Genomic DNA, 12,697 nt, shown 5'->3' with positions numbered 1-12,697 from the left:
CCTTAATAATCAGGGCACAAAGCAAGAACAAACGAATACCTGGCAACGCCCGCCGGCCCCAAACCCGCCCGCTCTCGCGTTTGCCACAGTCGCCCAAAACCCGCGACCCATCTCAAACCTGGCCCAGCACCCGCCATTGCCCGTAAACCGCCGGCAACATGAAGCGCGTTGCGACCGCATTGCGCGTTGCGCCATCCGGCGTCACCAGGACCAGAGGATATGAGACAGGAACGCGCAGTCACGCATCGGGAATATATATTGCAGGACACCGAGACCATCGTCTCGAAAACAGACCTGCAGGGCAACATCACATACGTCAATCAAGATTTTGTCCGTGTCAGCGGCTTTTCAGAGCAAGAGTTGCTGGGGGCACCGCAGAATATTGTGCGCCACCCGGACATGCCCAAAGAAGCCTTTTACGACCTATGGCAAACGTTGCGCAGCGGCAAAGCCTGGACTGGCCTGGTCAAGAACCGATGCAAAAATGGCGACCACTATTGGGTCGAGGCCCACGCCGCTCCCATCACCGAGAACGGGGCGGTCACAGGCTACACCTCGGTTCGTGTCAAACCCTCTCGCGAACAAGTTGAAGCGGCAGAAGCGGCCTACCAAGAAATACGCGAAGGCACGCGACGCATTACCGTCAGAGAAGGCGCTGTCGTGCGACGCCCCCGTCTGTCGCGCCACCCTCAAACGCCACCCAACGAACTGTCATTGAAAACCCGTCTGATTGTATGGACGCTGTGCATGATGGGTCTGTTCCTGATCAATGCTTTCGTCGTGTGGCAGTTAAACCTCGCTCACACCAGCGACACATCGGCCCTCCCGCTACTGGCCGAGCTGCTGATGCTTTTTGGGGCAGCCCTGTCGGCCTACGGCGGCATCGCCATCTACCGACGCCTAATCAGTCCGCTGGCGCGTGCTCAGCAGGATATTGACCGAATGAGCGCGGGCGATTTGTCCGGCCGCATAGACGCTATAGGCAACAACGAAATTGCCAATCTCATGCAGTCACTGCGCAAACTGCAAATCAACGTCAAGCTGCTGGTGGGGCAAATCAAGGAATCTACACAGCAGGTAAGCGCACAAGCTGTGCACTTGACCCGTGACAATGCACTGCTCGCACAACGCACGGAATCGCAAGCCGCTAACGTCGAAGAAACCTCAGCATCGGTCGCCGAACTGACTTCGATTGTTCAACAGCATGCCGAAAACTCCGAAGCGGCCAACCAACTGGTCGCCTCGACCGCCGAGGCCGCAACCCGGGGGGCACAAGCAGCGGCGCAGGTCACGTGCACCATGACCGAAATTCAGGAAAGCGCCCGCAAGGTGGTTGACATCATCGGCATGATCAACACGATTGCTTTCCAGACCAATATTTTGGCGTTGAACGCCGCAGTAGAGGCCGCACGCGCCGGCGACCAAGGGCGCGGATTCGCCGTAGTCGCCGCGGAAGTGCGCAGTCTGGCGCTGCGCAGCGCCGATGCAGCAAAAGACATCAAGACACTGATCGAGGCGTCAGTTACGCGCATTGATGCCGGTAGTCTACAGGTCGACCAAACCGCACAGATCATGCATGACATTCTGGACTCAGCGCATCGAGCCACCACGCTCATGAGCGAAATAGCCTCTGCTGGAAAGGAACAGAGCGCCGGCATTGTTCACATTAACCAGGCCGTCGGACAAATTGAGGCCATTACCCAGGACAACGCTGCAGCTGTGGCAAGCACGGCGAAAACAGCCGAATCCCTGCAAGTACAGGCGACTCACCTTAATGCACTGCTGGACGCATTCAAGCTGATCGAGACCCGCACAACAATGCCGGGCTTGCCACCGACACGCTCGGCCAAGAAGCGGCAGCCTTTGCATCAGCTTAAACGAAATGCACCTGTGGCCCGCCTGAAACTGGGTTAAAGAACAACAAGGCCGACGCATGAAAGACTTGAAAGAAGCTGTAGACGCTCTGGCCCAAAGTCTCGGGCTTGACGAAGATGAAATCCGTCAACGCAAGGCGTTTCTGGAGCTGACGGAAGAGGACGCACTACGATTGCGACGCGCTCATGAATTACTGGGCAAAGAATCGAAACGTTTTGCCGACGCGTTTTACGCGCATTTGTCGCGATTTGACGCACTCAAACCACTGCTGGATGGGGACGGCCGCCTGGACAGGCTGAAGCACGTGCAAGGACAGTACTTCAATACCTTGACTGCAGGCAATTATGGGCCCGACTATGTACGCGACCGTCTGCGCGTGGGCCTTGTACACCAGCACATCGGGCTTGAACCGACCTGGTATTTGGGCGCCTACCGAAAATACGTCGCAGAAATGCAAAAGCTGTTGTGGCAAGTTTTGGGCCATATGCCAGACGAATTCATGAAGACCTGCGACGCACTAATGAAGGTCGTGAATTTTGATATTGGCCTGGCGCTGGATACCTATTTTCAGGCCGATACGGAAGAAATCCGTGAACACAAGGAATACGCCGAAAGCATTGTTTCGACTATGCCGACGGGGCTGATGGTCGTCAGTGCAAGCCTTATGGTGCTGTCGATGAACCCGGCCATGCGCGCCATCTTCAGACTGGATGATGACTTGTCGGCAGAAGGTTTGCCTTTGTCCAGCCTTGTAAAAAGCAGTTTGCTGCTTGAAGCCGGCGCTGACGTGCTGGATACCGGCAACGCCCAGAACAGCATCTTCGTCACGCTGGATCAAGCCGATGCGTGCCTGAGGCTCGAGTTCAACTTGAGCTGCATCAGGTTCAGAGGCAAACCGCTACTGCTGGTGATGGCGCAAGATATTACCGAAAAGCTGCAGGTCAAGGCCAAGCTCGCACAAAGCGAGGAGCGCTACCGCCTGACCTTCAACCTGGCCGCTGTAGGGATGGCGCAAACAGATGCAGACGGCCGTATCACGCGCATCAACCCAAAGCTGTGCCATGTATTGGGGTACGAACGTCAGGAACTGCTGGGTATGCGTTTCCCGCAGCTTACGCACCCCGATGACCGCAATGACGCCGACGCCATGACCCGCCGCGTCATGGCCGGCGAGCTGGAACACTACAGTAAAGAGCGGCGATACCTGCACAAAGAAGGCCATATTATCTGGACTCGCGCAACGGTATCGTGCCTTCGCGAAGACGATGCCCGCATCGGCCTGATTGTTGTGCTTGAAGATATTTCCGAGCGGAAGCGCATGGAGGAGGAACTGGTCAGACTGGCGGGACACGACGCGCTGACCGGCTTGCCCAACCGGGTACTGTTGCAAGATCGACTAGCCAAGGCATTAGCCCGCGCAAAACGACACCACCAGCAAGTTGCTGTGATGTATCTGGATCTTGATCGTTTCAAGCATGTGAACGACAGCCAGGGGCACGCCGCAGGCGACGCTATGCTGGCCGAAGCCGCTCAACGGCTGACTGCGAGCATCAGGGAAACCGATACCGTCGCCAGACTGGGGGGCGACGAGTTTGTCGTCATTCTGGAAAACATAGACGAGAACCGCGTTGCCACGGCAAGAGCCCAAGGCATTTTGCGTGCCCTGGCCGCCCCATTTACATACAAAGACCGTAACCTGTACACAGGCGCCAGCATTGGCATTGCGTTGTTCCCGAAAGACGGAGAAGATGGCGATACCCTGTTGAAACATGCCGACTCAGCCATGTACCAGGCCAAAGAGGCCGGACGCAATAACGTGCAGTTCTACACCCCCGAAGTCAATGCCCAGCACATTCGGCGACTGTACATTGCCGACGGCTTGCGCCGCGCGCTAGAGCAGAACGAACTCCAACTACACTACCAGCCCAAGATCCGCGCTAGTTGCGGGCAGATCATCGGCGTCGAAGCCTTGCTGCGATGGACATTGCCCGACGGCACAAGCATCGCCCCCGACGAGTTCATACCGGTTGCCGAAGACACGGGTCTGATTTTGCCCGCCGGCCAATGGGTGCTGAAACAAGCCTGCACAAATATTGTGAAATGGCGCACTCATGGCAACCCCGACATGCGCGTGTCGGTGAATTTATCGGCACGCCAGTTCAAGAATCAGGACATCGTCTCGCAGATAGAAAAAATCCTTGAAGACTCGCAATGCCCAGCAAATGCGCTTGAGCTGGAAATTACGGAAAGCGTGCTGATGGAACGCCCGGACCACGTAACCGCCACCCTGCACACCCTGAACGACATGGGTATCCGGCTTTCGATAGACGACTTTGGCACCGGCTACTCCAGCCTGAGCTATCTACGTAATTTCCCAATTCACGAATTGAAGATTGACCGATCGTTTATTGAGGACATTACACAAGACGAAAGCCACGCGGCCATCGTGAAGGCCATTATTACGCTAGCCCACAGCATGAAGTTGACCGTGCTGGCCGAAGGCGTTGAAACCGAGGCCCAACTGGCCTACCTGCGCAACGAGCAATGCGACCACATGCAGGGTTACTTTTTTAGTCGGCCCGTACCCGCCCCGGCATTGGAAGAACTACTGCTGACTGGTGCGGAAATCAATTAACTTGGAAATCAATTAACTTACTGGGCGGCCACTTGTATGGTGGCTTTGTACTCGGTTTGCCGCCCGGTGTCTTCGCGCCAAACCAACTGCAGGTCTGAGCTTGCAGTTGGTGCCAATGTAAAGCGCACATAGGGGTTTGCAGCCATTGAGCGGTAAAACTGAGCCTTAATGAACTGACGATCACCCAGACTAGCCGTAAAGCTATCGATAATGCGCTGATCGGGCAACTTGCCGCTAGCATCGGGCACTAGCCCTGTTTCCATCGGATGCGTGATCATGGTCAGCACTTCGGCTGGTTTGCCGGCCACAAATTGCTTGGGCAAACGCACCCGCTCTTTCATTTCAAGCGCCTTGTCGGGAAGAGCCGCCCCGGCAATACAGCCACTGGTGGTGATACGAATTGCGCGCTCGGAAACGAACGCGCGACCGTCGCTGCTGCGGGCCACCACAACCACGGTTTGCGATTCGCCCAGACGAACACGCAAGCCCAGGTTCAGCGGCGCCACCTCGGGCCCCAGCTCGAAGTGCGCCACTTGCGGTGTGGGGTTACCCAGCGCAAAAATGTCGAGATAACGAATGTATACGCCGTCGCCAAGGGGCTGATCAGCGATAACCGACAACGCAACAGACGAACCGTCTTCAGACACGAGCGGCAATTCGAGCTTGACCGCCTGCCCTGCCTGCAGGTTGTTGCCAACCAGGGCCTTGACCGCGTCGACGCGCTGCCACGCGGGTGTTTGCGCCACCACCGTCAGGGGTGCAGCCAGCATCCCGGCCGAGAAACAAGCCGCCGACAGAACGCGACGAACAAAAAAACGAGGGAAAATCATGATGAGGTTTGATGCAAATTAAGCGCCAGACGCGACCCAGCCAGTATACCCAGCAAGGCCATAACAGAACCCAGCGCAAGGGTAGATAAACCGGTCAGACCCTGGCCGATGGAGCACCCCATGGCCAGGGCGCCACCCACCCCCATTAGAATGCCGCCGGCCATATAGCGACGCATTTGGGGCGGTGACTCGAACCCTTGCCATTTGAAGCGTTTTCCAACTAGCGCAGACACCAACGAGCCTGCCACCACACCGGCAACCACCAACACACCAAAGCCTGCATCGACCCCCGTGGCAATCATCAGGTATTGAAGCGTTGCGCCCACAGGTGCAACAAAAGTCATGGACTCGAGGGGGACCGGATCAAAGTCGTCGGCACCCAGCACGCCCGTGACCAGCCACCCGGCTACCACCAGCAACCCAATGACCAACGCACCGAAGAAGTCGGCCTTGTGTCTTAGCAAGGTTGCCTTACGCAACGAAAACCCTAGCAAGCCCACCAGGAACAACAAAGCCGCCGCCACGTAATAAGGCGTGAAAGGCCCTCGGAAACTGCCTGGCGACCACGAGGTGAGTTCGGCCAGGCCGACCCGCAGCGGCGCCAAAACGCCCGTAAGCGTAGCGTAGGCCGACACACCCAGACACAGCAAAACCACTGCGGCACGCAGATTGCCCTGCCCCAACAAGACCAGCGCCCTTGCGCCACAGCCATTGGACAGCGTCATGCCGTAACCGAACAACACGCCGCCCAAGGGCACCAATAGCCAGGAAAACGTACCGGCCAGATAAATGGATTGCGTCAGATCAACCCAACCTGCATAGGCGGCCCATTGAGTACCCACAATAGCCACGAACAATGCCAGCGCGAAACTTTGAAGCTTGACGGCGGGCACGGTTTCGGGCGTTGCAACGGATACAGCCGAGCGACCCGGATTTGCCGCAGCTGCACTATGAGCATGCGCGGCTACGTGCTCTGACGACCCCGATCGCCTACGCTGCAAGCGCTGAAAGTGCTGAGCCAAACCACGATGCAAACAAAAACCGCTGAGTTGCCCGGCCACCCCGAAAACAACCCCGATACACAGGGCAGACCAGAGCACGAGCTCGACATTCGACATAATGCTTCCTTGCGATGTTTAACCCGGGCCCAGGCCTGCGCAACCGCGCGACTTAGGCCTGCGTACCCCAGGTATCTTGGGCGATGGCGTTATACCAAGCCACGCCATATTCGGCCTCGAGCTTGCGGAAACCGGCATCGGCCTCTTTCGGGCTGACGCCACCGCTAGTTTCGACGATTTTACCGTCTTGCACCGCGTAAACGCCGGCCACCGAGATACCGTAATCGGGCGCAATCAAGCTGTAGCAGGTGTTAATGAAAGACGGCTTTACGGCTGGACGGCCAGCCAGAGCATTGGCAATGGCTGCCGCGGCAACTTTGGCCTGCGCATTAGCCACAAAGCCCGACTTGGGCATCGGCGCCGCAACGGTGGCATCGCCCACCACGTAGATATTAGGCACGCGCGTCGACTCGAAAGTTTCGGGGTTGACCGGCACCCAACCGCTTTCGTTGGTGACCCCTGCACGCTCGGCGATGACGCCGGCCTTTTGGGGTGGAATGACGTTGAGCACATCGGCCTTGTGCTTCTCGCCGAACTCGGACTCGACCGTTAATGTATTGGCATCGACACGTACAACTTTACCGTCTTTAGACAGCGGCACCCACTCGATCATATCGCCATAAAAACGCTTCCATCCGTCGGTAAACAAGCCCTGCTTGGAAAACGCGTCTTTAGGGTCGAGCACCAGGATTTTCGACTTGGGCTTTTGCGTTTTGAAGTAATGCGCCACCATGCTGATGCGCTCGTAGGGGCCGGGTGGGCAACGATAGGGGTTGGCAGGCGCCACCATGACGAACACCCCGCCATCGGGCATGGCATCAAGCTGCTTTTTAAGCAGTTCGGTTTGCGCACCTGCTTTCCAGGCGTGTGGCGCTTTTTGCGCTGCAGCCTCGTCATAACCTTCCAAGGCATTCCAACGGAAATCGATACCGGGCGATAACACGAGCTTGTCGTAGGCGAACGTTTGGCCACCCGCCACCTTGACGGTTTGCTTCTGGGCATCGACCGCATCAGCGTAGTCGTGCACAACCGTTACGCCCAGAGCGCGCAACTCGTCGTAGTTATGTGACTGCTGCTCTAACGTACGCAGGCCACCCAAGTACAGATTCGTAAACGGGCAAGTCATGAACTCGCGCGCCGGCTCGATGAGCGTGACCTGAATGGCAGGGTTGCGACGCTTGAGGTATTTGGCTGCCGTAGCGCCACCAAACCCACCGCCGACAACGACCACCCGACCGGCCGAACCACTGGCAAACGATGGTGCACCCACCAGCAAAGCCCCTGCCGCACCGACCTTACCCACGGTGGCCAGCATTTCGCGACGTGTCATTTTTTTCGAATTGATCATGATGGTTACCCTTTAGTTCTTATTGGTAGCTTGAGGCTTGATTTGCGAAAAATGCTTCGCCAGGGCAGCAAGCTCGTCGTCGGAATAGCCCTTAGCCAAACGGTTCATGACCGTCGTACCCGCCGGCGGCGTGTCGGACTTATAGGCCATTAACTGGGCCTTGAGCACGGCTTCGGGGCGGCCCGCCAAAGACGGCATGCCTCCCGGCGACCGCCCATCGGTGCCATGACAGTTGGCACAAGCCGCCGCCAGTACCGTGACATCAAAGGTGGACTGAGCCTGAGCAGGTGCAGACAAGCCCAGGACTAGCACCCCAACAGCCGATACAACGCCGGTAGACAGTTGCTTGATCAAAGTTTTCATAATTTTTCCGTTTGTTCAGAAACTTGAAAGAATTGAGGCATGCTAGCGAATTTCATCCGGCACGAGAACTAATTAATCGAGACCTATTTATAACCAGAAGAAATATAGTTGATTTGCGTCGCGCCGAAGCATAAGATGACCATACAGGACGCCGTATTTATGTTCTGTTTTTCGACTCCGGCCTAGTGCACGCGGGTCTTGCATGGTCGGTTTTAAGGAGCTGCCATGAACATCAAATCGCTCAATCTGGTTGTTGATATCAATGCCGACGGCCGCTACAGTTTCTGGGAAATCTGGGAGCTGATCCGCGATCTCTACCGTCTTCCGGGTAACCTGCTGGTCGAAGGTCTTGGCCATATTCCTTATGTATCCAACGCTTTAGGTATTCACGCCTCCGAAGCCATGGGCTATGGCAGCCTGAACGGGTTACTGGCGGTTACGCTATCTTTGTTGTTCTGGATCGCCCTGATACTGGGCTTGATGGCCTGGGCATCGCCGGATGCCGATACCGACGCCGAAGACAACGTCGGCAAGGCGACAGCCAGAGCCCCCGGGTTGGGCGGCAAGCAAAACCACCAACCCCCGGTACTGCATTAGCCCGCCGTCATGCAGCCACCTTGCTGCCAGGTTGTAACAACGGCAGCAGCGCCGTTGTGATTAGAAGCACTTCAGTTGATTGCACTTACACCTTTTGGCCGGGTTTATTGCCAAAATAGGCTCATTGAAGCTGAACAAGAGGTGAAGAATGAAGCGACTGATCATGACGGGCCTGGCGGCACTGGGTTTTGCCGGCGCACAGCCCGCGTTGGCCGACGTCGATATTGACATTGCCGTGGGCGTGCCGGGCATTGTTTACAGCACCCCGCACCCGCCGCGCTATGGACACCATCACCGGCATTACGAACCCAATGGCTGGAGTGTGACCGTGGGCCAGCCCCAGGTTGTGGTGGTGCCCGGCGGCGTCGTTTACAACGACTACCCCCGCTACTACAAAAGGCACGACTACCATCCGCATAAAAAATGGCGCGACCACAGGGGTAAGCGCCATCATAAACACCGCGGGCACCGCGATTAAAAAGAACTAAATTGTTTTTTCGACTGTGATCGCCCGGCGTCGTTGTGCAACACGCCGGGCTTTTTACATTACAGACGTTCGATACCGCCCATATAAGGCCGCAAGGCCTCGGGCACAATAACCGTACCGTCTGCTTGCTGATAGTTTTCGATGAGGGCCACCAGCGCCCGGCCCACCGCCAGACCCGAGCCATTCAATGTATGCAGATATTCGGGCTTGCCTTTTTCGGGGCGATAACGCGCTTGCAAACGACGTGCCTGGAAGGCCTCGCAGTTTGAAACTGATGAAATTTCGCGCCACGTATTTTGGGCCGGCAACCAGACTTCGAGGTCGTAGGTTTTAGCCGCGCCAAAGCCCATATCGCCGCCACACAACAACATCACACGGTACGGGATGCCCAGCTTTTGCAACACAGCTTCGGCGTGCGTGACCATGTCTTCGAGGGCCTGATACGAGGCATCGGGATGCACCACCTGCACCAACTCGACTTTGTCGAACTGGTGCTGACGAATTACGCCACGCACGTCGCGCCCGCCGCTACCCGCCTCAGAACGGAAACATGGTGTGTGTGCCGTCAGTTTGATGGGCAGCTCGGCCGCCGGCGTGATGGTGTCGCGCATCGAACCAGCCAATGTAATTTCAGACGTCGAAATAAGATAAAGGTCTTCGCGCTCGACCGGGTTACCCTGTTCGTCGAGTTGGGGCTCTTTGTCTTGCCCCCCCTTGGTCACCCAGAACATGTCGTCTTTGAATTTGGGCAACTGACCCGTACCGTACAGGGTTGAGCTGTTGACGATATAGGGGGTGTAGCACTCGGTGTAGCCGTGCGACTCGGTTTGAAGGTCGAGCATGAACTGGGCTAACCCACGATGCAAACGTGCCGCGGCCCCGCGCAGCATCATGAAGCGCGAACCGGCCAGCTTGCGTGCCGACTCGAAGTCAAGGCCGAAACGCTCGGCTAGCGTGACGTGGTCTTTGACCTCGAAAGGCAAGGGGGCCGGATTGCCATTGGCATCGGTCGGGCCCGGCACCCAGCGGCGTACCTCGACGTTGTCGTCGGACGACTTACCTTCGGGCACGCTGTCATGCGGCAAATTAGGAATGGTCATGAGCCATTCGTTGAGTTCGGCCTGGATAGCCGACAAGTCTTGCTCGAGCGCTTTAAGCTGCTCGGGGATGGCCTGGGATTCGGCCATTTCTTTAGAGGCATCTTCGCCCTTGGACTTTAACTGGCCAATCAGTTTGGATACCGCGTTACGACGCGCCTGAAGGGTTTCGGTTTCGACCTGCACGGCCTTGCGACGGGACTCGAGCTGGGCGAAACGTTCGGTATCGAAGGACACGCCACGCCGGGCGAGCGCCGCGACCACACTGGGCAAATCTTTACGCAACTGATTGGGGTCTAACATATTGAGCCAAATAAAATAATTGAAAGGAAGCCGATAGCGCGTGGGCCGTACCAGACACTGCCAAGACCGCACCGGCTATTTTTTACCGCGATGCCGACGGTCGAGATCACGCAAAAACGCCAGCTTTTCGGTGATTTTACCCTCTAGCCCGCGGTCTGTCGGCTGATAGAAGCCCACCCCCGAGCTTCCCTTTGAGAAAAACAAGGGCGAGGATCAGCAATCTGAGCCCCGACGGATGCGTTATTTGGCGATTGACATGCATTCAGCCACCCACTCAATAAAAACACGTACCCGTGACGACAAGTATCGTGCATGGGGATACATGACAGAAACAGGCATTGGTGCGGGAGCCCATTCAGGGAAAATCTCAACCAGCTCCCCGCTCTTTAAAAAAGTTTCAACATGATATCGAGGTACCTGGATAAACCCCAAACCCGCACGACAACAGGCCACATAGGCATAAGCACTACTCACTGTGACCGGCCCATCAAGTTGCATACTCCGTTTCACATCGTCAATCAGAAACTCAAACGGCAATTTGCGACCATTGGCTCCAATGTAATTCACAGCATCATGGGTTTTGAATTCGTCTAAAGTTTGCGGCATGCCGTTGTGGGCCAGATAGTCTTTGCCAGCGCATGTAACCTGTTCAAGTAGAGCCACACGACGGCACACCATAGATGAATCCTTGGGCTCCCCGGATCTCAGCGCACAATCCAGTCCCTCGCGAAGCAGATCTACATACCGGTCGCCAAGCCCAATATCCAACTCAATGTCCGGATACCTTTCGTGGAACTCTCCGAGGCGAGGCAACACAAAGCGCAACGCCTGCGTGCCCTGTAAATCAACCCTTATCTTGCCTCGAGGCGTCGCAGCATTGCTCCTGAACTGTGTCTCAGCATCATCAACATCCGCCAGTATCTGTTGGCAGCGAAGATAGTAAGCCAGCCCATCCTCCGTTGGACTCACATGCCGTGTAGTGCGCTGGAGTAGGCGAACACCCAAACGGCCTTCCAGTTGCTGTATGGCCAAGCTCACGGAGGCTCTTGGTAACCGCAGCTCCTCAGCCGCTTTTGAGAAGCTACCTAGGTCCACGATCCGTGAGAACAGGTGCATTGCGTCAAGGCGATCCATACGATCTTCCTACTGTTTAGATTTTATGGATTATTTTTTCATATATAAGAATTTATTCTATTTATAAAAAACAATATAGTGGCAACAGATGATTTTTTCTGCCTGTATCTCTCTGGAGCCTTTTATGACCAACACGGTATCTTCAAACGCTGTAGCCCTTGTCACTGGAGCCTCTCGCGGCATCGGGGCCGCGATTTCCCTCCGTCTAGCAAGTGACGGGTATGCTGTAGCTGTAAACTATGCGAACAGCCAAGCAGAAGCCCAAAGAATAGTTGATGTCATCACTTCTGCAGGGGGTCGTGCTGTAGCCATCCAAGCTGATGTGTCCGATCCCCTCGCGGCACGGCGCTTATTCGATGAAACAGAGCATCAGCTTGGCTCGGTAGCTGTGTTAGTGAATAATGCCGGCATCATGCCCCCGTCACTTCCAAATGTGGCCGACACAGACGACGAGACTTTTGACCGCCTGTTTGCCACTAATGTGAAAGGTAGCTTCAACACTATGCGTGAAGCGGCGCGCCGTATGAGCAACGGCGGTCGAATCATCAATTTCTCCAGCAGCGTGATTGGTCTTGGCCTGCCCGGATATGCAATCTATGCCGCGACCAAAGCGGCGATTGAAACTATGACCAACATCCTTGCCAAAGAACTTCGTGGCAAGAACATCACGGTCAACGCAGTGGCTCCTGGCCCCACCGCAACGGCGTTGTTCCTTAGTGGAAAAACGCCCGAACAAATCGCACATTTGTCCAAAATGGCGCCGTTGGAAAGGTTGGGCCAACCTGAAGATATTGCCGCGATGATCGCCGTACTTGCAGGGCACGATGCATCTTGGGTCAATGGCCAAGTCATTCGCGCCAATGGCGGTATTGTTTAAGGGACCAACATTGCGCATCAAGAAAAGCAAGTC

The 12,697-nt window shown here is 56.1% G+C and carries 11 protein-coding genes; 5 read left to right on the top strand and 6 right to left on the bottom strand.

The annotated features are described in order from the left end of the window. Nucleotides 1-219 precede the first annotated feature (219 nt). Nucleotides 220-1,914: a PAS domain-containing methyl-accepting chemotaxis protein gene (locus CHR62_RS07470; RefSeq protein WP_123660500.1), complete on the top strand. Its 1,695-nt coding sequence runs from the start codon at nt 220-222 to the stop codon at nt 1,912-1,914. A gap of 19 nt (nt 1,915-1,933) precedes the next feature. Next, entirely contained in the window at nt 1,934-4,510 is a 2,577-nt protein-coding gene (locus CHR62_RS07465) for an EAL domain-containing protein (protein ID WP_123660499.1), read from the top strand. A gap of 17 nt (nt 4,511-4,527) precedes the next feature. Here CHR62_RS07465 and CHR62_RS07460 read toward each other — a convergent pair whose 3' ends face one another. Genes CHR62_RS07460 through CHR62_RS07445 form a run of 4 tightly spaced genes read right to left on the bottom strand, consistent with a single transcriptional unit; the run spans nt 4,528 to nt 8,169 of the window. Beyond that, nucleotides 4,528-5,340 carry a thiosulfate oxidation carrier protein SoxY gene (locus tag CHR62_RS07460; protein ID WP_123660498.1) on the bottom strand — a complete coding sequence of 271 codons (813 nt, stop codon included), beginning with the start codon at nt 5,338-5,340 and terminating at the stop codon, nt 4,528-4,530. Continuing rightward, nucleotides 5,337-6,458 carry a YeeE/YedE family protein gene (locus tag CHR62_RS07455; protein ID WP_123660497.1) on the bottom strand — a complete coding sequence of 374 codons (1,122 nt, stop codon included), beginning with the start codon at nt 6,456-6,458 and terminating at the stop codon, nt 5,337-5,339. The genes CHR62_RS07460 and CHR62_RS07455 overlap by 4 nt, the downstream gene beginning before the upstream one ends. Nucleotides 6,459-6,510: 52 nt before the next feature. Continuing rightward, nucleotides 6,511-7,806: an NAD(P)/FAD-dependent oxidoreductase gene (locus CHR62_RS07450; RefSeq protein ID WP_233574908.1), complete on the bottom strand. Its 1,296-nt coding sequence runs from the start codon at nt 7,804-7,806 to the stop codon at nt 6,511-6,513. Between the two features lie 12 nt (nt 7,807-7,818). Beyond that, nucleotides 7,819-8,169, bottom strand: coding sequence for a c-type cytochrome (locus tag CHR62_RS07445; protein WP_123660496.1), 351 nt, complete (start codon nt 8,167-8,169; stop codon nt 7,819-7,821). A 225-nt stretch (nt 8,170-8,394) separates the two neighbouring features. On the opposite strand from CHR62_RS07445, the gene CHR62_RS07440 reads away from it, so the two are divergent. Both CHR62_RS07440 and CHR62_RS07435 read left to right on the top strand, forming a co-directional pair. After that, nucleotides 8,395-8,766, top strand: a complete 372-nt coding sequence (locus CHR62_RS07440; protein ID WP_093969194.1) for a hypothetical protein — start codon at nt 8,395-8,397, stop codon at nt 8,764-8,766. Nucleotides 8,767-8,914: 148 nt separating this feature from the next. Further along, a complete protein-coding gene (locus CHR62_RS07435; RefSeq protein WP_093969195.1) occupies nt 8,915-9,244 on the top strand; it encodes a hypothetical protein in 330 nt (109 codons plus the stop codon). Between the two features lie 68 nt (nt 9,245-9,312). On the opposite strand, the gene serS is transcribed toward CHR62_RS07435, so the two are convergent. After that, the gene (gene serS / locus CHR62_RS07430) at nt 9,313-10,653 is read right to left on the bottom strand and encodes a serine--tRNA ligase (RefSeq protein WP_093969196.1); all 1,341 of its coding nucleotides are present in this window, start codon (nt 10,651-10,653) and stop codon (nt 9,313-9,315) included. Between the two features lie 240 nt (nt 10,654-10,893). Then, on the bottom strand, nt 10,894-11,787 hold the full coding sequence (locus CHR62_RS07425; protein ID WP_123660495.1) for a LysR family transcriptional regulator: 894 nt from the start codon (nt 11,785-11,787) through the stop codon (nt 10,894-10,896). Nucleotides 11,788-11,911: 124 nt separating this feature from the next. Between CHR62_RS07425 and CHR62_RS07420 the strand changes: the two genes are divergently transcribed. Then, nucleotides 11,912-12,664: an SDR family oxidoreductase gene (locus tag CHR62_RS07420; protein WP_123660494.1), complete on the top strand. Its 753-nt coding sequence runs from the start codon at nt 11,912-11,914 to the stop codon at nt 12,662-12,664. The last annotated feature ends 33 nt before the right edge of the window (nt 12,665-12,697 follow it).

The organism is Pusillimonas sp. NJUB218 (assembly GCF_003788685.1).
GTDB lineage: Bacteria > Pseudomonadota > Gammaproteobacteria > Burkholderiales > Burkholderiaceae_B > Neopusillimonas.
This window is presented reverse-complemented; position numbering and strand designations above follow the sequence as displayed.